Source organism: Desulfofalx alkaliphila DSM 12257 (genome assembly GCF_000711975.1).
GTDB classification, from domain to species: Bacteria; Bacillota; Desulfotomaculia; order Desulfotomaculales; family Desulfohalotomaculaceae; genus Desulfofalx; species Desulfofalx alkaliphila.
The window spans coordinates 30,347-49,875 of sequence record NZ_JONT01000003.1; the positions used below are offsets into that span (position 1 = coordinate 30,347).

Genomic DNA, 19,529 nt, shown 5'->3' on the forward strand with positions numbered 1-19,529 from the left:
TAAATTTATGTATTAAAGGGGGAATTTGTCTCAGGGGCGGCTGCCAAGGCACAGTATGTCATATATAAGACGGGCCAACACACCCTTTCGTTTCACCTTTTTTGTATTTTAATTAAAAGACCGAGGGGTGGGCCAACATTGCCCACCCCTTACATATTACAAACCCAAGGTTTCCTTTAATTCCTGTTGAATTTCTTCCACCCGCTCTATGCTTTGGGCTTCGGCGTAAATTCTAAATAGGGGCTCGGTGCCTGAGGGGCGGATCAATACCCAGCTGCCGTCAGCCAACAATAATTTGGTGCCGTCAATGGTTATCCGGCCTACTACCTGCTGCCCGGCCACCCTTTCGGGCTCAAGGGTCTTTAATTGCTGCAGCACCCGGATTTTATCCTCCGGGGTGGTGTGAATATCCAAGCGCCTGCTGTACAGTTGGCCAAATTTATCGGCCACCTCCTGCATCAGCCGGGTTAAACTCTTTTTATGGTAGGCCATCATTTCCGCCGCCAAGAGGCCGGCCAATATACCGTCTTTCTCCGGGATATGACCTATTATTGATAGGCCGCCGCTTTCTTCCCCGCCCATGATGGCACCCTTTTCATGTAAGCACTGCCCAATATACTTAAAGCCCACCGGGGTTTCTTCCACCTGCTGGCCGTAGTGGCCGGCAATTCTGTCAAGCAGGTGGGTGGTGGCCACCGTCCGGGCAGCCTTGCCCCTTATGCCCTTAACTTCCATCATGTGATAATAAAGCATGGGCAAAAACTGATTGGGGGTGATGTATTGGCCGTTGCTGTCAATAATGCCAAAGCGGTCGGCGTCTCCGTCCAAAGCCAGCCCCAGGTGGGCCCCGGTATCCTTTAGCAATTGCTGCAGTTTTCCCAGCGAATGGCCGGTGGGCTCAGGCATGCCGCCGCCAAAGAGGGGATCCCGGTGGTTGTTAATGGTCTCTACCTGGGCCCCGGCCCTTTGCAGTATCGTATCCAGGTAGCCTATGCCGGCACCGTACATTGGATCCACCACTATTTTCATCCCCGATTTACCAATGACCTCTAAGTCGATTATTTCTGCCAGGTGCTCCATGTACTGCCCCACGGGGTCTATTTCATAGCATTGGACACAGAAGTCCGGCTGGTGTTCCTTTTCTATCAGGTGGCCGTAACGGCCCTCTGCTTCCTCTGTAATCCCCAAGTTGTAAACGCCCTGGTGTCTTTTTATGTTTTCTTCTATTTGCTTTGTAACATGGGGCAGGGCCGGCCCGGCATGCTCGGGAATGAACTTGTATCCGTTGTACTCCGGCGGGTTATGGCTGGCGGTAAGCATCACCGCCCCGGCAGCATTTTGCATTTTAATGGCAAAGGCAGTGACGGGGGTAGGGGCCGGTTTTTTAATTATAAACACCCGTATGCCTTTTTTCAGCATTTCTTCGGCCACCTCTTCGGCGAACCGGTCAGATAAAAAGCGGTTGTCGTAGCCAATTACCACTCCCCGCTCTTTTAAGCCCTTATCTATAATGTAGTCGGCCACAGCTCGGGTAACCAATCTGACGTTTTCAAATATAAAGTCGTCAGCTATGATTCCCCGCCAACCGTCAGTGCCAAAGGCAATTTTTATAGACAAATTCAATGCCTCCATTCTGTTATTTTTCCTTATCGGTAATATCCTGCACATGTCCCAATTCTCTTTTCAACTGATCCCGGTATTTATCCACATACAGGTTGCCCGATGTATCTAGGCCCGCAAAGGCCACCTCCTTGGGGCTGTCTATACCCTTTTTCTTTAACTCCGAGAGCAGCCAATCAAGGGATAAGTTGTTTTGCTCCAGATTCTGATAAATTACTTGCCCGTCCATAATCATCTCGGTAAGCAGCCCTTGGTATTGGGTTGAAAGGTTTATATCCCTTGGGGTCAAGGGCTGTTTGTCGCTTTTTAACAGTACGCTCAGTTCCCCATTGGGCTCGGCAATTGCAAATTCAACGTCTGAAATGTTAAATACATTTTTTTCCCGCAGCTGCATTAGCAAATTGTCAATGCTGTAGCGTTCTGTCTTTATGTTTTTTTCCATTATTTTACCGTTATGTATAACCACCACCGGTTCGCCCTCAATTATTTTACGCGCTGCCCTGGATTTTAATGCCGTGTAATTGGTCACCATGGTTAGACCGGCAATAATAACGATACCAATTATGTAGTAAATAACGTTTTCCTTATGATCGGTGGCCATGTTGGCACCTATGGAGCCAATAACTATGGCGTTTACAAAATCACTGACCGTCAGCTGGCCCACCTGCTGTTTGCCCACTAATCTGGTAAGAATCAATATGGCAGTAAAGGCTAAAAGGGAGCGCAGTGCTATGTCAATATGGGGGTTCAAGGTTTTTCCTCCTGCATATATTAGATACAAAGCATATTTTTCCTGCAACTCAGGTAAATTATGCATTCCCTGCCAAAGAAGTTTATCTATGTAACTAATTGGCAACAATATGGGTAAAGTAAAATTTTGGGAGGATAAAATGGCTAAGATAAAAGTGGTAAAAGTTGACCAGAACAAAAAGCTGTTTACAAACTACTTAAAATGGCTGCAGGCTAAAAAGAAAAAAATGACCGCCAAAGCGGCCGGTCATAAACAATAGTTTTTTAAACCCTGCTCTATACTCCACACCGGTTCCCATCCCAAAGCCACCTGGGTTTCCCAACTGCTTAAATAACTGTGCCTTATGTCCCCCTTGCGGGGCGGGGCATATTGGGGCCGGCCCCGGTAGCCGGTAATTTTTTTTAACAGTGCAAAAAGTTGATTTATCGAAGTGGCTTTTCCGGTGCCCACATTTAATATTTGCCTGTTGCCCCGGGTTAATGCCGCCACATTGGCCGCTGCCACATCCCTTACATGTATAAAATCCCTGGTCTGCAGGCCGTCGCCAAAAATAAGGGGGGTAAGCCCCCGGCGCATTTGATTTAAAAAAAGGGCCACCACCCCGCCCTCTCCCGTTACAGGCTGACGGGGGCCGTAAACGTTGGCATAGCGCAGCACGGTGTACTGCAAGCCGCACAGCATGCAGTAGGCCTCCAGGTATAATTCGCCGCATCGTTTTGATACACCATAGCCGCACATGGGCTTTAAGGGATGCCTTACATCCACAGGCAGGTATTGCGGTTCCCCATACACCGCGGCAGAGGATGCGTGCACCACCTTGCGCACCCCTGCCAGGCGACAGGCTTCTAACAGGTTTACCATGCCCTCTATGTTTACCCTCACATCATGTACCGGATCCTCCAGGGACCGCTGCACACTGACCTGGGCTGCCTGGTGAACAACCGCCTCAGGCCGAAACTTATCCACCACAGCGGCCAGTTTGCGGTGGCAGATATCCAGCTTAATAAACCGGGCCTTGGCGTTTAAATTGGCTTCACTGCCGGTTTCAAGGTTGTCAACAATTAAAACAGAATGGCCTTGTTCAATTAGCAGATCAACAATGTGTGAACCAATAAAGCCTGCCCCACCGGTAACCAATACCCGCATCGGTACATACCCCCGATTAATATCTTATATAATCATGGGTATGCACAGAGGGAACAAGCTACCACAAGAATTTTATAACAGTTCTTTTAGGTACTCCTTAAATTCTGCCCCCAAGTCTTCCCTTTCCAGGGCAAACTCCACGGTGGCCTTTAAATAGCCCAGCTTATCGCCCACATCGTAGCGTTTGCCTTCAAAGGCCAAGCCGTAAATGGCTTCACAGCTGACCAGGGACCTTAGGGCGTCGGTAAGTTGAATTTCTCCGCCGGCACCGGGTTTTGTTTTTGCCAAAAAGTCAAAAATTCTGAGGCTGATTATGTAACGGCCCATCACCGCCAAGTTTGAGGGGGCCTCTTCCACCTTGGGTTTCTCCACTAAATCATGCACCCGGTAAATCTTGTCTTCCAGCTGACTGGCCTTTAATATGCCATATTTGTAGGTATCCTCCGGGGGCACCTCCTGCACCGCCAGCACACTGTAGCGGTATTCCTCATAAACTTCTATCATTTGCTTTAAACAGGGCTTTTCACTGCGCACCACGTCATCCCCAAGCAGCACTGCAAAGGGCTCATCCCCAATGAACTTGCGGGCGCAGTAAATGGCATGGCCCAAACCAAGGGGCTCCTTTTGGCGCACATAGTGAATATCAACCATGGTGCCGATATCCTGCACCAGCTTTAATAAATCATCCTTGCCCCTTTCGGATAGGATCATTTCCAGTTCCAGCGATTTGTCAAAGTGATCTTCAATGGCCCGCTTGTTGCGGCCGGTGATAATTAAAATATCTTCAATGCCCGAAGCCACCGCTTCTTCCACAATAAATTGAATGGTGGGTTTATCTACTATGGGCAGCATTTCTTTGGGCTGGGATTTAGTGGCCGGCAGAAAGCGTACTCCCAAACCCGCAGCCGGTATTATGGCCTTGCGAATAGGTTTCAACATTGTATACTCCTCCAAAGACTAATAAGTACTTAAAGGGCTCGACTAATCGAGCCCTTTGGTGTTAACAAGAATACTTCAATTTTAACCGCGTCTAATGGTGTTAGCTTGAAACAGACGCCTTGCGTCCGATAATGCCAATTTTATTAGCACCGATAATAACCACTATTGACATAAGCCCCAGCAGCAGCATGGCCTGGTTGGTGGACACAACGTTGAGCATAAAGGCGCTGCCCCCCAAGAGGGCGCTGATAGCATAAATGGCCAAGACCGTCTGCCGGTGGGACAGACCCATGGACATTAAGCAGTGGTGTAGGTGCTCCTTGTCAGGTTGAAAAATAGGTCTTTTCTTCACCCGGCGGCGTACTATGGCAAAAAAGGTGTCCAGCAGCGGTATGCCCAGTATTACAATGGGTATAAACACCGATATTGCCGCAGCACTTTTGGTTAAACCCATCACCGCCAGCACGGCCAAGCAGTAACCCAGAAACATGGAGCCGGTATCACCTAAAAAGATTTTTGCCGGGTAAAAATTATAACGCAAAAAGCCCAGAACGGCACCAACTAAAATAAGTGCCAGCATGGCCACCTCTGCCATGGTCGAAAAGGCAAAACCTTCGTAAAAGCCTTGGTACCATGTCACCGCAGCAATGGTAAGGGCGGCAATCATGGACACGCCCCCGGCCAATCCGTCTAAACCGTCTATCAGGTTAACTGCATTGGTCACCGATATAATCCAAAACACCGTCAAGGGTACGGCAAAGATGCCCAGGGCAAATATGCCGCCAGTTAACGGGTTAGTTATAAAATCAACCTGGATGCCAAAGGGCACCACCGCCAGGGCCGCCAAAATCTGTCCGCCCAATTTCACCTTGGCCGGCAAACTTTTAATATCATCCACTATGCCCAGCAGCACTATCAAGAGGCCGCCAAACAACAAACCCGCCAACGGCAGGCTAAAGGGCAGAACCACCAGCGCCGCCACAGCAAAACTAATATACACTGCCAAGCCACCCATTCGGGGCATCAAACACTTATGCACTTTGCGCTCATCCGGTCTGTCAATTGCTTTTACTTTTATCGCCAGGTGCTTTACCCAGGGGGTAAGTATCAGCGACAGTACCACTGCCAGCACCAATCCGGCGAGGGCTTTAGTTAGCAACTTAATCCCCCCAAACAACATCTCTAAATGCAATTTTGCACAATCATAATAATTTTACTGCAAAATAGTTAAGCTGACAAAGGTTATTTTCTTACATTTGTTAATCAGTTGCTAAGGGACAAGCTGTAATTTGTTGAAAAACGCTGTATTTCTTAGATTTGCGAAGATCAACAAGGGGCTGTCCGCCATTTTTCGGGTTCCATAAATCGAACCCCTACATAAACCACCCTTAATCGTAGGGGCGTGATTCATAACACCCTAAACCGGCAATTCCGCCGCCGTTAATTGTAGGGGCGCGATTCATGGCGCCCTCCTATTTTTATTCTCCAATGGCAAACATTAATTCCGCTTCGGCGGCAACCTGCCCCTCTACCCTTGCCTTTGCCTGGCCCTTGCCAATTTTGCCCCGCAGTTTAATTATTTCCACCTCAATGTTTAATTGGTCCCCGGGCACCACCTGGCGGCGGAAGCGAACCTTATCTATGCCGGCAAAAAAGGCAATCTTCCCCTTATATTCCGGCATGCTTAAAAGGGCCACCGCACCCACCTGGGCCATGGCCTCAACAATTAGCACCCCGGGCATCACCGGGTACCGGGGAAAGTGGCCCTGGAAAAAAGGTTCGTTGACGGTCACATTTTTAATGCCCACCGCACGTTTGCCTTCTTCAATTTCCAGGATTTTATCCACCAGTAAAAAGGGGTAGCGATGGGGTAGAATTTCCTTAATTTGATTAATATCTAACAAGCCGGTAACCTCCCTCCTGGGTTCGATAAATCGAACCCCTACAGAAATCATCAATAATCGCAAGGGCCAGGATTCACCACGACCACCATGTGGTGGCGTGATTTATCACGCCCTGTACTATTATCCCCACTTATTTCCTAGGGCAACCATTGGGGGTCTTCTGAAACCCCGTCGGCCCCTTCATCTGCCGGCCCTTCCTGGCTCTCTTGCCCTTTGGCTTCTTCCTTTACTTCCTCAGGGGGTTTTTTATCCCTATCATATTTTACTTCCAGCAAGTCTTCACCGATTTCAAACACCCTGCCGGCCTGGCTGGTGAGGGTCATGGTCAATAACAAATTCCCGTCCTCCAGGTACTGGCCATACCAGATATTCATTACCGGCAGGTTTTTAATGGCCTGCTGCCAGCCATAGGTGCGTACCGCCTGGCCCGATTCATCCACCACTATCACCCGGTCTGTTCTTCTGTCCACAATGACGGTGCTGCCGTCGCTCAGCCGGGTGGCGGACTGGGGTTTTTTCATGCCAATTTTAGCACCGTCCCCTTTGTCACCCCGGTACTCCCATACCACACTGCCGCCGGGGTTAACTTCAAATACCCGGCCCACCTTGATACCTTGGTCTACAATTAAGGTGTTGCCGTTGGCCAATCTATTGGCCTGCACCGGATTACTCAACACCTCTAGGTCTCCCAGGGCACCGGGTTTACCGGTTCCGTACCGCCAGACCACCGATTTAGAAGGATTTACCTCCCTAATTTCATAGGGCAGCGTGATCAGTATATTGCCGTTGCCCAGCCTTTCGGCATAGCGGGGGGATTCTGCCAGCGATGATAAGTCATACTGCCAGACAATGCTGCCCCGGCTGTTAACCTCTATTACCTTGGGTGTTTTGGGGTGGCCGGGCACCCCGGAATCAGCAATCAGGGTATTGCCGTTGCCCAAGCGCTTAGCGCTATTGGCATTAATGCCCCGGTAAGACCAAAGCTCTTGGCCGTCGGGGGTTAGCTCAAAGACACCGGGACTTTGGTGGCCCACCCGGCAAATTAAATAGTTGCCGTTATCCAAGCGCTGCATATAGTGGGGGTGATTGTCGGTGTTGGGCTGCACCAGTTCATTTACAGCTGCCCTGTGCTCCCAGTTGCTCTCAGCACCGGCAACACCCATGCCCAGCAATAAGGTCATGGCAAGGGCCAGCAGTGCACTGCCCAGTTTAAGCTTTACCTTTTTCATCTTACTTGTCCCCCCTTTGGGTTTCAATAAACACCGTCTTGGCGCTGCCGTCCCACTCCACCTTTGCCCCCATGGCCTCACTTACAAACCTGAGGGGCACCATGGTTCTGCCGTCAACCACCGCAGCCGGTACATCCAGCATCACTATCTTTTCATCTATTTTAGCCTGCCGCTCATTGATTTTTAACACCACGGCGGTGCCGTCCTTTTGGGCGGTAACCACCCCTTGCTCGTACTCCACCTGGGCGCCAAGGCTTTCAAATATCCTTCTGAGGGGTACCATGGTACGGCCCTCCCTCAGTACCGGCGGCACATCAAACCACAAGCGTTGCTTATCTAAGTAGACCGGAATTTGATGCAGCACCAGTATGGCGTTGCCCAGGGGCCGTTCAACACCGCCGGAGGGCTTGTTCACCGTTTGGCCCTGCACCCACATTTGGGTTGAGCCGCCGCCGTCTAAGTTAACCGCCTGCACAGCGCCCAATTCTACCATTATGTATGCCAACTCTTCCAGGGTTACCCCGGCACTGTGTTCCGGCTGGCGGCCGTCTATGGTCACCAAGAGCAGATTGCCGTTTGCCTTAACACCAAGGGCTGTCCGTGGATTGTCTAAGAGCAAATTGCCGGTAAAGCCCTCGTTTACTGCGTTAAAAACCGGTATGCCTTTTTCCACCAAGAGCGGGCCGGCGGTTATCAGGTGGTTTAAGTTTGCCCATTGCTCACCAAAATACTGGCCCAGGCGCACAGAATCACCGGTATTAAGGCCCGAGGCCAGCCCGCCCTTGTCTCCCCACAGGGCGATAACATAGCCGCCGGCCGGAATGCGGCTGTAGCCGATGCCGGAATTAATTTGTTCCACTGTGCCCTGTTCATTTACAACAATCTCCACCACACCGGCCACCGCCTGGGGGGTTTGACTTCCCCAGTGGTGCGTATAGACACCGACGCCGTTTTCAACGGGCCACCTGTTTAACCGGTCAACTAAAACCCGTTCCGAAAGCCCGGGCAGGTGTACCGCCGTTACCGGGCTGATGTAGCCCATTTGAACATTTCCGGACTTGCTTATTCCCCAAGAGGTGCGCAGCATGTCAGAGGCGGTTATGGCCCGGCCGTCCACCACAAAGCTACCAATGGGGTGGCCGTCTCCGCCGTAGTAGCCTCCGTTAATGGCCGCCACCGCCCCGTGGCGCTGGGCAATGCTGCTCAGTGTTTCGGTGCCCGACAGCCTGTCCCGCCCCAAGGCCGGCCGTATTTCCATTAAGGGTTCCTTTGGGTTTACCTCTAACACCGCACCCTTTATGGGATTTCCATCGATATTTTCCCGTTCAATGGTATAGTATTTAACCCCCGGGGCCGGATTTGGGCTTACCTTCACCTCTTTTACCTCTTCGGCAAAGGCCCCCAGGGGTGCCGCCAGCAGGGCACACAGAAAAGCAATGACCAGGTGAAACTTACACTTTTTTAACATCTTAAGCTCTCCTCTGAATATTATGTAGTTCATGATCGGTTGCGGAGCAATTTTAAAGCCAATTCTGCCGTATGAAGGGCCCTGTCCCGAAGTAAATCGGCCCTTTCCTTTATACGCTGCCGTTCATTTTCCAAGTCCTCCTCTATCATTTGCAGTTCGCCCATCACGCAGCAGTTTTGGTCATTTACATGGCAGGCAGGGGTAATATCCAGCTGCTCTAAAAAGCGGTCTATCTTGGGATCATATGACAGGCCCACCACCGGTACACCGACGATGGCCGCCATAATCAGGGAATGCAGCCGCATGCCCACCAGCATATCACAGGCCGCAATGATGCCCATAAATTCCCCCACCGTGTGATTTCGCTGCAGTATAAAGTGTTTGCGATACATCAAATCAATTACCCTTTGGCTGGGTTCCACATCACCGGGAAAGTGCAGGGGCAAAAACAGCACCTGCCAACCCTTATGAACATAATAATCGCAGCATCTGGCCAGCTCTGTTTGCAGCGGCTTAACGCTGCCCGGCCAGTGCCTAACCGATACCCCCAGTATTGGTTTGCTTAAATCCAATCCCAGGCCCTTTAAAATTTCCCTACCGCTTTTTATATGCTCTTCTGTGACCTTTAAGCCCAAGACCGGGTCGGCGGTTATTGTCATGGCGGGCTGTGCCACCCCCATGTGCCGCAAGTCATCCAGTGACTGCTCATCCCGCACGGTAACAGCCTGTACCCTGTTAACAACCAGCTTCATCAGCCGGCGGCCCAGCCAGCTGTTCACCGGGCCGATTCCCTGGGCATAGAAGAAGACCGGCTTGCCATACCTTTGGGCCAGCCACACCACCCCCAGGTAGTAAATAAGGCTTTTTATGCCGGTGACATCCTGCAGTAAGCTGCCCCCGCCGCTAATCAGCAAATCACATTCCTTTAAGGCGGCGCTCACTTCCTTAAAACGCCAGCGGTTTACCGCCTTTACCCCGTACAGGTCGCCGGTGCGCCGGGGGTTGTGAGACAGCACGGTAATATCTATATCCGGTTCCCTTTCCTTTAGGGCCTGAATGATACTAAGCAGTATAGCCTCATCGCCTATATTGTCAAAGCCGTAATAACCGGACAGCACCACCTTAGCCATGCAGGTACCTCCCCAGTCTTTTCTCCAGTACTTTATAGGCTGCAATTAAGAGCACTCCGATTAAAATGCCCAGCCACAGGCCGTGGCCTGCCCTAATGAGCGATATAATAAGGGGGGTATGGATATGGGCAAAGGTGTTGACCAGTGAAATCTGACCAATGGTGCCCACCACCAGGAGCGGCAGAAACCTGTTGTCCCGGTAGCCAAAATAAAGCAATGCCAGCATGGCCGGGTGGCCCAGCAAAAACTCCTTAGTGCGCGGGCGTACACCCAAAAGGTTGTCCAAGAAGCTTCTAAATTGCAGCTCCAGCTGAGACACCGCCACCGCCTCGTTGCCGGTGCGGGAGACGTAATAAGCTATGGCCAGCAGCAGCAGTCCCCCCACCACCGCTATACCCACCGTCAGCGGTTTTTGCCACACACCGTAAATCCGGTCCCCCGCCTTTTCCCCTTTGGTGCTCCGGTAAGCAAAGTAAGCACCCACCACCAGCAGGGGCACCACATGGGCAATCTTTACCCCGGCAAACTGATTAAGCTTGAGCATAAAGCCCACATCGGCCAGCAGGCCCACCATCAGCAGGGCGCCGATTAACGAAACCGCCGACATTTTTACCAGCCGTAAAACAGCCTTGGGGATGCCCATGGCCTCCCTGGGCACAAAGGCCAGCACCCCGAGGGTAGGAAATACAATTACCGAAATAAGGGCCATTAGTTTTCTGGCCGCCATGGGTTGTATATACAATAGGCCTGCCCACAGCACCAATCCCGCGGCACCCAACAATAGGGTGCCCCTTCTGACACCCAGTCTGTTAAGCAGCAGCAGTCCGCCGGCAATAACACCCCAGCCGGTTATAAAGATCACCAAGGTGGATACCGGGCTGGCTGGCAGTTTATCGGCCTTGCCCACCTGCAGGCCCTTTGACTGCAGTTCCCCTGTTAAATTAGCCAGGAAAGCTTCGTAAAAGCTTAAGGCATCTTGGTTCCCGGTGCTGGGGAAGGGACGGACGAGCAGGGCCCGGTGGTTCCTTTCGGAAGCCGCCAGCACGTAGCGCTCAATGGCCTCCCGGGGATTGTATTTATTGATCTCATTGGGGGCTATGCTGTGCAGGCGCACCACCTTCTTATCCAAAAGTAAGGCCAAATTGCCTAAGCCCTGCTGGGGAAAAAACTCAATGGTGGCCACCGTTTCATTGGGTGTCTTTCTAAGCTGTTCAGCCACCACCCCCAGCAACTGGGGCTGCCCGGGTACAATTTCATCATTAAATAAGACGGCGGAAAGGTTCGAAAGGTTTCTCAAGGGCTCAAAAATTGTTTCTATACCCTGCACAGTGACACCGGGCCAGTTTCGAATTTGCACCATGGTGTACAGGCCCGCCTGTTCAACCACCTTGAGGGCGTCTTCAGGAAAACCCAAGCCTAACTTTAAGCCCGCCAATCCCAGCGCGTCGGAATCCATGGGTGTTTCAATCAGATAAACACCGGCTACTTCCTGATGGACAATAACATTATCTGTCTTTGCCTGCAGTTGGCTGCACACCCGCTCAAAGGCGGTGCCTTCGCTGAACAAGAGATAGGAATGCTCCTTGACGATGGCGCCCTCATCTATTAAACCCTGCAGCCAGGGGGCCGCCCCGTTGGAAATGGCCGTTATCTGCAGCAACTCCCCACCGGTAAACACCGCCACCTCCCCGCTTGACTGCAGGTCTTCAATGGTAGCCTCCTTAAAGAGTACGGTGGTTAAACCGTCATCCTTTAATCTCTCCATGGCTTCTCTTTCAGAAACCCCGGCAAGAGCGCTGATTTTTTTAATATCCTGGTAATCCATGACCAGTTCAACCCGGTTAAAGTCCTTTTCCAATTGGTGGCGGTTCCAAAAGGCCAGGTGGGCCCCGGCAAGGATGCCAATTATAATGACGCCTATTAGTAAGGTGTTTAGATGCTTCTGTTTCAAATTTTTCTCCCCCAACAATCAGTTCTTGTTTATGCTTACAAATGTCGGATTTTCTAGTATTATATTACAGCTTATCCCCTTTGGGCAACAAAAAGGGGTGGGCCAGGGCCACCCCATAACACTATCTTCTCTGCATTTTGTTTACAAAAAAGTTCAATAGCTCAAAGGCATTGCCCCGGGTGATTACACCGTCGTTTTCTTCGGCATTTCTCCGCATTTTACTGCTCCAATGCCTTTCAGTGAGGCCGTCACCGTACTGGGAAAATATATCCTCCACGTCCTCCACATTCAACTCATCCCCATGGTCAAGATCAATTTCCAGCCCTTGGGGTGACTTAATGTCATAGATGTCTGCCAACCTCTCTAGTTTGCTCATAAAAGCCTCTGCGGTTATTGGCTCGTCCAAGCGGTAGTCATTATCGTAACTGCCAATGGCAAGGCCGTGCTTGCGGACAAATTTCAAACCTTCATAGGCCCAGTGCTCAGTAACGGCATTCCAGGACCGGGTGGGCTCGATGGGGTTCAGTTTCATACCTTGGTTAGTTAGCCTTTGTTGCAATTCTGATATGGCCCTTTCGTCCCGGCACATTTCCCTAAAACTAATATCCTTTTCAATGCTCAGGGCTGCCGCCGCCCCCGCCGCCTGGCCGGTGGCCATGCCCACCGGTATTACCCTGGCACTGCCGTGGGGCAGTGAATCAAAGCTGGCAGAACGGCCCACCACCAATAGGTTTTCTACCTTTTGGGGCACAATACTTCTAAAGGGCACCGCAAACTGATGGGGTCTGCCCACCACATAACCGATATCTTCCCAGCCGGTGGCCTGTACATCCACCGGGTATGAGCCAAAGGCTATTCTGTCAGGAAAGTCCCTGTTTTCTAACACATCGTCAATGGTTAAGCGGTATTCACCGTAAATATGCCGGGATTCCCGCACGTACAGCTCCGGTGCCAGCCCCATAAGGCGGGCGTTGGCAAGGCCCGGTATGTGTTCATTGATATAGGGCACCACATGCTGCAGTTCCTGTTGGGCTATGGTTTTGGCATGCTGCCGGGACTTTGCATCTAAGGGGTTGACGTTAAAAATTTGCATGGCGTTAATTAACACCGTGCCATCGTTTTGCCGCCCAATGTTTAAGCCCCGCATTCTAATGTCCGGGTTTTGGGGCTTATAGGCTTCCATTATCTCCAGGAAACCCCAGGCGCTGACATCGTTGGCCCCGGTATTTTTGTCGCCGTCGTGAATCAGGGTTCTCATCAGCAGGCGCCAGTCCTCATCGGTAACCCCACCCAGCTTAAACACCTGGGTTACAGCCATGTTGCGGTCCGGGTAACCGCTGTCTGCCTGGCCGTAGCTGTAGGGTACACCTGCCGCTGCGGCAAGGTCTGCATCCTGGGTGGCATCAATTATTCTGTCCCCGTAGTAAGTAACCCTTTTGCCGCCGGCTGTCACCACCTCAACACCGTCAACATAGTCTTTGCGGTTCCAGCGACTTACCACCGGTTTAATTTCCTTAACATTTAACAGTACTTCCAGGTTTTCTTCCTGGGCCAGCATTTGGTCAAAGACCCGCTGGGCGGTGCGCACATCAAAGGAGTCGCCCTCCACCTGGCGGAAAAACTCCAAGAAAATTCCTTCGTTTAACACTTGGTTTTTACTTTTGGGTCCGTAGCGGTTTGGCGCATAACACATGTCGATGGTGTTAAGCCAACCCTGGGTCATCAAGCCCCCCACCTGGGACCGGGTATCCACCAGCAGGGTGTCCAGCCCGTTTCTGGCTCCGGATACCGCCGCAGCAATACCCTCGGGATCACTGCCCACCACTATCAGGTCATATTGATTTTCCCATTCACCGGCAGCGGCACCGGGCGCACCGGCAAACAGCATTGCAGCAGCCAATACTAAGACCAATAAAATGTTGACAGACCTATTAAAAAGCAGTGTCATTGATTCCTATTCCTCACTTTCATTCATGTACTCAGCATAATCCTTTAACACCATATAGGCAGCACCCTTGCTTATCCTGCCGCCCCTGGCTTCTATGTTATCCAACACCTGCTGCCGGTAAAAACCTTCTTCCATTAATAACTGCAGGGCCTGATCCTTGGGCAGGTCCTGCCCCCGGTAGCGGATTATCATATATGAAATGTCCCTTAAGGCCAAGGGCTTTCCTTCCACGTACAAATGGGGGCGCTCTATGCCCTCCGGCCCGGCCAGGCGGGTCACCCAGGACAGCAGGTTAATAAATTGTTCTTCGGGTATTTCATCGTCCAAATGGTATTGGTTTTTGTAGCCGCCAAACACCAAGCCCAGGCCGCGCACAAATTTCAAACCTTCATAGGCCCAATGGTCCGTTTCCGGCGCCGGGTAGTGAAAGGGCTCTATTTTCATGCCCTGCCCCCTAAGCCTTTCCCTCAACCTATCCATCAATTGCTTATCGTGGCATAACTGCCGCAGGCCCACCCCGGTTTCAAGGCTTAAGGCCGCCGCCGTGGCAGCTGCTTCCCCGGCGGCCATACCCACCGGAATCACCCGGGCACTGCCGTGGGCCAGTGAGTCAAAGCTGGCGGAACGGCCCACCACCAAGAGCCCGTCCACACCCTGGGGCACAAAACACCGCAGGGGAATGCCGTACTGGGCGGGCGCACCCACCACCGCGCCGCGAAAGTCCGCAGCGGTGGCTTGAATGTCAATGGGATAGGAGCCATAGGCAACGGCGTCGGGAAAGTCTTTGTTTTCCAGCACATCGTCCACAGTGAGCCGGTATTCACCATATATATGCCGCGATTCCCGCACATACAGCTCCGGGGCAAGGGCCATCAGCTGGGCATTTTTCAAGCCCGGTATCTTCTCCCTAAGGTACCGGACAATGTGCGGCAGCTCGGCCTCTGCCAGCCGATAGGCCTCTGCCAGTTCTTCTTCATCCAAAGGATTTATATCATACACATGCAGGGCATTAACCAAAAGGGTGCCGTCATTTTGCCGCCCTATGTTTAAACCCCTGATACCCACCTGTTCATTGTGGGACTGATATTGGTTCATCACTTCCCGAAAACCCCAGGCACTGACCAGGTTAATGCCGGCATGTTCGCCGGTTAACCTTTCCCACAGTAAAGCTGCACCCATGTGCAGCCAATCCAGGCGGGAGACATTTTTTAACTGAAAAACCGGGGTAACGGCCACATACCTGTCTTGGTAGCCCATGTCCTCTAAGGCAAGGCTGTAGGGTACACCGGCCGCTGCGGCCAGGTCTGCATCCTGGGTAGCATCTATCACCACCGGGGCGGTAAATTCCCGCCTCTTTCCGTCCTTATCGGTCAGGCTCACTCCGGTAACCGCCGGCAGGTGTTCACCTTCATTCACGATGGGCTCAATGTCATGGGCCTCTAACAGCAGGCTTAAATTGGGCTCATTTTCCACCATCCGGTTAAAAACCCGCTGGGCGGTATTAACGTCAAAGGAGTCCCCCTCCACCTGGTTAAAGAACTCCAAGAAGATACCCTTGTTCAATATTTCCTTGTTGGGGTCATAATTCATATCAATGGTGTTCAGCCAGCCCAGGGTCATCAAGCCACCCAAGACCGGCCGGTCATCCACCAACAGTGTGGTCAGCCCATTTCTGGCCCCGGCCACCGCGGCAGCTATACCTTCGGGGTCACTGCCCACCACTATCAGCTGATAATTTTCTGCGGTAACCTCCGGCACCTGCGGCGGAAGCTGGGCTAAAGGGTCAGGCTCCGGAATTTGGGAGAGATAAAAGAGTGCAAGACCCAGTGCCAGCACTATGGTTATTAAAATAACGCATCTTCTTTTCATCAATCTTCCTACCTTAATAACTGATGGTACCCGCACCCTTATACATAATAATGATCTCTGTTTCTGCCTTAATACCCCGGCCGTCATCCCTGGGGATAATCAGCATGTTGTTGCTGGGGATCTTTTGTCCGTTATGTACGTTGTCGCCCTTGGTCATATTAAGGATGCCGCTTTTAGAAGGATCAATACAGGTGGCCCGGCCGGAGCGCAGCACCACTTCAGTACCCGCTGCCCCCTCAAAAATACCCCCGGCCTTAATTTCTTCAATTTCCCAGCCGCCGGCAGCCGCCTGACCGCCACCAAGGCCGGCCAACCGGTCACTGACATACCGTTCTACAAAACTGCGGGTTACCAGCGGGTCGGAAGAACTGCCGGGACTGCCGGAGTTGGCCCAACCAAAACCGGTATAGATTGCAGCCAAGAGTACCGCTATGCCAACAATGGCAATTATTCTCTTCATTAGTATGAACCTCCCCCTAAAAAACTACTCACCTATATGACGCAGTTACACCCCAAAATGTTTCGACAAGCACCGCTAAAATACCTGCCAATTTCCTATAAAAACAAAGGCTTCCAGAAATACGTAGGGACGGCTTCCCACATGGAAACCGTCCCCTTAAATCATGGTTTAACTTGCACATAAATATCAAAGGTGCGGTTCCAAGGCAGGGTTACCTTTACCTCACCGATATTGAACTCCGCCAGATGCTCCCTGGCAAAGTCATTTAACCTAACTTCCACTTCCCTTGTTACCTCTTCCCCGGCAGCACCCAAACGGTTACCGTCGGCCCCCAAGGCGGCAACCAGCTCCCGGTTAACTTGGCCCCTTACGTTGGCTTGGTAGCCCCAGTCGTCCAAAAGCCGCACCGCCAGCAAGTGTTTAGCAGCCTCCTGGTCCATATATTCCGTCAGCAGTCCCTGGCTTAGGGCATAGCCCATGGCATTGCCGGCGGTGTTCCAGCCGCCGTAAGCATCAAGCTTGGCCAGGAGCCCCCGGCGGGCCAAGGAACTGAGCAAGGCATTGTCACTGCCATTGGAAAAGGAAACATCGGCCACCGCAATTCTGCTGGCCCGGGCCACATAGCCTTCAAGGTGGCTGACAAGGTGCTCAATCACCTCATCTTCCGCTGCCACATTGCCCTTTTCCCCGGCCTCACCGGTGATGCCGTCCTCCGGGGTGTTTACCGCTAAAATTAAGTCTGCCTCCACAACACGGTCAGTGGGCCTTGCACCGGCGGCATAAATATGGGCCTCAATGTTTTGCCATATTTGCTGATCCTCATATCTGGGTATTGTTTCTTTCCCTACCCCCAGGGCATAGTGCACAAAAACCCGGGGTTCCCTTTGCTGGCTTTGGTTCACCGCCCTGGTTAAGAGGACCAGGCCCACTTCGTCAGCGCCGGGAAAAGAGACATATTTATCCGCCGGCAAGCCCGCAGCCACTTGGGCCAGCTGGCGGTACTCCCTGCTGCTCTGCGAATAAGATGCGGTGTCGTCCCGGCATAAAATGAAGAAATCAATTGTGCCCTGCCGGGTTAAGTTAATCAACTCTTGGTTTACCGCAAAGTTTTTATGCCGTCGGGCCATCCAATCGTCCCACACCTCCAAAGGCACCTCTTGCAGAAGCCTACTTAACTGCCGCTCCTCCGGCGCAGAAAGCCCCTCCCTTTCAGCCTTATCCTGCAGGGCAGTAATGTTAAAGATGCGGCTGCCGTAGGTGGCGTAATAATCCGGCTCGGCAAGGTCGGTATTGGCCCTATGGGTGCGCATCACCGTATCAAAAACATACAACTGTACGTCAGCGTTTATTTCCTTTATCTTAGCAAAGTTATCCACCATCTGGGTTAGATAATCCTCCCCCAGGGAGTGAATGCGGGAGGGGGTAAGGCCGCCGTAAACCATGGTGTCGGCAGAAAGCACAATATAGTGCGCATCGGGGGCCCTGTCAAAAACCCACTGCCACAGCTTGGCTGTATCTGCCGGCCGCTTTATTTTCGGCAGCAGCTCCGCCGGCGGAGCGACCAATTCTATAGAATGCTCCGCAAAGTTAAGGGTTTCCACAACATAAGCATAGTTTACCGGCCGCTCATCCAGGGGCACATAAAGAATTTTTTCTTTACCGTCTGCCTTGGCGGTGCACCCGGCGGCTATGACAATTAAAATAGACAAAAGCAGGCAAAATATTTTTTTCAAAGCAGCTCACCTCATAGATAAACCCAGGCGTTGCCTGGGTTTCTTATCTTTAATTATATCATTGTACTTCATCGTTCGAAGGCAGCCATGGGGTTGTGTCGTCATTGCTTTCCGGCTGTGCCGGTTCCGGTGCTGTACCTGTGTCTTCATCCTTTACCGGATTATCCCCTTCTTCGGTTTCCTCTTCCGGTTTGTTCGTTTCACCCACAGGTTCCGCATCACTGCCCTGCACCTCTTGCTCAGTGTTCACATCCTTATTCTCGTCCTTTCGCTCTTCCTGCTTTTGGGCCGGGGGCGGTGTCGGTTTGGTGTTCTGCACAATGGTGGTACCTTGAATTACATCTAAGGTTTTACCTTCAAACAGGGCCATTACAGCCTGGTGAGCATCTTCCGGCTCCACAAACCAATAACTGATGCCGTCTATATCCGCAAAACGCCCGGGCAGTGTTTGGGTAACTATTTCAGCACTGCCAAAGTTGGCAGCTGCCTTAGCCAGTCTTATCATTTGACTTACACCAAGGTTAGTCTCCACGGCATCGTTAATGGCCGGCACCAACCTGTGTATCTTGGTGACAGTGCTGGGCTGCAGCATCTGCTGGGCAAGGGCCTTTAAAAACCGCTGCTGCTGTTCTGCCCGTTCAATGTCACCGTTTGGGTAATTGCGGAAGCGCACCAGCTGCAGGGCCTTGTCTCCATCCAGTACCTGCTGGCCCTCTTTGAGTTCGATGCGGGTTCCATCCACGGGGTCATAATATCTCATATCCCGGTCTACGTAATAATCTACGCCGCCAATGGCATCCACTATACCCTTAAAGCCGTTGAAGTTAGTTAATACATAATAGTCTATATCGACCCCCAAGAGCTTAGATACCGCTTCACTGGCCAGTTCCGGCCCGCCAAATACGTTGGCTGCGTTAATTTTATCATTGCCGTAGCCGGGTATCTGTACCCTGGTATCTCTGGGTATTGACAGCATGGACATTTGGTTGGACTCTTTATCTATGCTGACAAAGATAATCGAGTCGGTGCGGGCCACAGCTTCACCGTCCCGGGCATCCATACCCAACAGCAGGAAGTTTAGCCGCTCATTTAAGATGTCCTTATCGTCTTTTTCATCGTCATTAACTACACTGGTGGGATGTTTGGGGAAGAAAAATTCCGTTGCCACTGCGTAACCGACAAAAAAGACCCCTACCATCAGTAAGGAAAATATTATTAAAGGAAGTTTTTTCTTAATCCTAATTTTTTTCGCCACTTTTACACCCCTTTCTCGCGGTGCCTAATAAGACTATTTTATCGCAGGTTAGTTAATAATTCAACCACAAGCTAAGGCTCCTTATGTATAGGACGGGGCAAGCACCAAAAAGGTTCTCAATTTTTT

15 protein-coding genes are annotated in these 19,529 nt (G+C 51.6%); all 15 read right to left on the reverse strand.

Annotated features, from left to right (window positions below):
- Nucleotides 1-156 precede the first annotated feature (156 nt).
- On the reverse strand, nt 157-1,617 hold the full coding sequence (locus BR02_RS0103035; RefSeq protein ID WP_031514062.1) for a phosphoglucomutase/phosphomannomutase family protein: 1,461 nt from the start codon (nt 1,615-1,617) through the stop codon (nt 157-159).
- A 19-nt stretch (nt 1,618-1,636) separates the two neighbouring features.
- Nucleotides 1,637-2,371, reverse strand: coding sequence for a YetF domain-containing protein (locus BR02_RS0103040; RefSeq protein ID WP_031514064.1), 735 nt, complete (start codon nt 2,369-2,371; stop codon nt 1,637-1,639).
- A 246-nt stretch (nt 2,372-2,617) separates the two neighbouring features.
- Nucleotides 2,618-3,517, reverse strand: coding sequence for an NAD-dependent epimerase/dehydratase family protein (locus tag BR02_RS0103050; RefSeq protein ID WP_031514065.1), 900 nt, complete (start codon nt 3,515-3,517; stop codon nt 2,618-2,620).
- A gap of 72 nt (nt 3,518-3,589) precedes the next feature.
- Complete coding sequence (gene galU, locus BR02_RS0103055; RefSeq protein ID WP_031514067.1) at nt 3,590-4,456, reverse strand: UTP--glucose-1-phosphate uridylyltransferase GalU; 867 nt, start codon at nt 4,454-4,456, stop codon at nt 3,590-3,592.
- 100 nt (nt 4,457-4,556) lie between these two features.
- The gene (locus tag BR02_RS0103060) at nt 4,557-5,615 is read right to left on the reverse strand and encodes a glycosyltransferase family 4 protein (RefSeq protein WP_031514069.1); all 1,059 of its coding nucleotides are present in this window, start codon (nt 5,613-5,615) and stop codon (nt 4,557-4,559) included.
- Nucleotides 5,616-5,934: 319 nt separating this feature from the next.
- The gene (gene fabZ, locus BR02_RS0103065; protein ID WP_031514071.1) at nt 5,935-6,360 is read right to left on the reverse strand and encodes a 3-hydroxyacyl-ACP dehydratase FabZ; all 426 of its coding nucleotides are present in this window, start codon (nt 6,358-6,360) and stop codon (nt 5,935-5,937) included.
- Nucleotides 6,361-6,497: 137 nt separating this feature from the next.
- Nucleotides 6,498-7,589 carry a hypothetical protein gene (locus tag BR02_RS0103070; protein WP_051688098.1) on the reverse strand — a complete coding sequence of 364 codons (1,092 nt, stop codon included), beginning with the start codon at nt 7,587-7,589 and terminating at the stop codon, nt 6,498-6,500.
- 1 nt (nt 7,590) lies between these two features.
- On the reverse strand, nt 7,591-9,057 hold the full coding sequence (locus BR02_RS0103075; protein WP_031514074.1) for a phosphodiester glycosidase family protein: 1,467 nt from the start codon (nt 9,055-9,057) through the stop codon (nt 7,591-7,593).
- Between the two features lie 29 nt (nt 9,058-9,086).
- Entirely contained in the window at nt 9,087-10,187 is a 1,101-nt protein-coding gene (csaB, locus tag BR02_RS0103080; RefSeq protein WP_031514076.1) for a polysaccharide pyruvyl transferase CsaB, read from the reverse strand.
- Nucleotides 10,180-12,138 carry a DUF5693 family protein gene (locus BR02_RS0103085; RefSeq protein WP_031514078.1) on the reverse strand — a complete coding sequence of 653 codons (1,959 nt, stop codon included), beginning with the start codon at nt 12,136-12,138 and terminating at the stop codon, nt 10,180-10,182. The genes csaB and BR02_RS0103085 overlap by 8 nt, the downstream gene beginning before the upstream one ends.
- Nucleotides 12,139-12,259: 121 nt before the next feature.
- The gene (locus BR02_RS0103090) at nt 12,260-14,086 is read right to left on the reverse strand and encodes an FAD-dependent oxidoreductase (RefSeq protein WP_031514080.1); all 1,827 of its coding nucleotides are present in this window, start codon (nt 14,084-14,086) and stop codon (nt 12,260-12,262) included.
- A gap of 6 nt (nt 14,087-14,092) precedes the next feature.
- Nucleotides 14,093-15,955 carry an FAD-dependent oxidoreductase gene (locus BR02_RS15390; RefSeq protein WP_051688099.1) on the reverse strand — a complete coding sequence of 621 codons (1,863 nt, stop codon included), beginning with the start codon at nt 15,953-15,955 and terminating at the stop codon, nt 14,093-14,095.
- 13 nt (nt 15,956-15,968) lie between these two features.
- Complete coding sequence (locus BR02_RS0103100; RefSeq protein ID WP_031514083.1) at nt 15,969-16,415, reverse strand: hypothetical protein; 447 nt, start codon at nt 16,413-16,415, stop codon at nt 15,969-15,971.
- Nucleotides 16,416-16,576: 161 nt separating this feature from the next.
- Nucleotides 16,577-18,148, reverse strand: coding sequence for a DUF4127 family protein (locus BR02_RS0103105; RefSeq protein WP_031514086.1), 1,572 nt, complete (start codon nt 18,146-18,148; stop codon nt 16,577-16,579).
- 58 nt (nt 18,149-18,206) lie between these two features.
- The gene (locus tag BR02_RS0103110) at nt 18,207-19,403 is read right to left on the reverse strand and encodes an LCP family glycopolymer transferase (protein ID WP_051688100.1); all 1,197 of its coding nucleotides are present in this window, start codon (nt 19,401-19,403) and stop codon (nt 18,207-18,209) included.
- Nucleotides 19,404-19,529 lie beyond the last annotated feature (126 nt).

Bases quoted from the DNA above. Each gene is read 5' to 3' on its own strand.
- BR02_RS0103070 (WP_051688098.1), bottom strand. From the start codon at position 7,589: ATGAAAAAGGTAAAGCTTAAACTGGGCAGTGCACTGCTGGCCCTTGCC.
- galU (WP_031514067.1), bottom strand. From the start codon at position 4,456: ATGTTGAAACCTATTCGCAAGGCCATAATACCGGCTGCGGGTTTGGGA.
- BR02_RS0103050 (WP_031514065.1), bottom strand. From the start codon at position 3,517: ATGCGGGTATTGGTTACCGGTGGGGCAGGCTTTATTGGTTCACACATT.
- BR02_RS0103075 (WP_031514074.1), bottom strand. From the start codon at position 9,057: ATGTTAAAAAAGTGTAAGTTTCACCTGGTCATTGCTTTTCTGTGTGCC.
- BR02_RS15390 (WP_051688099.1), bottom strand. From the start codon at position 15,955: ATGAAAAGAAGATGCGTTATTTTAATAACCATAGTGCTGGCACTGGGT.
- csaB (WP_031514076.1), bottom strand. From the start codon at position 10,187: ATGGCTAAGGTGGTGCTGTCCGGTTATTACGGCTTTGACAATATAGGC.
- BR02_RS0103090 (WP_031514080.1), bottom strand. From the start codon at position 14,086: ATGACACTGCTTTTTAATAGGTCTGTCAACATTTTATTGGTCTTAGTA.
- BR02_RS0103100 (WP_031514083.1), bottom strand. From the start codon at position 16,415: ATGAAGAGAATAATTGCCATTGTTGGCATAGCGGTACTCTTGGCTGCA.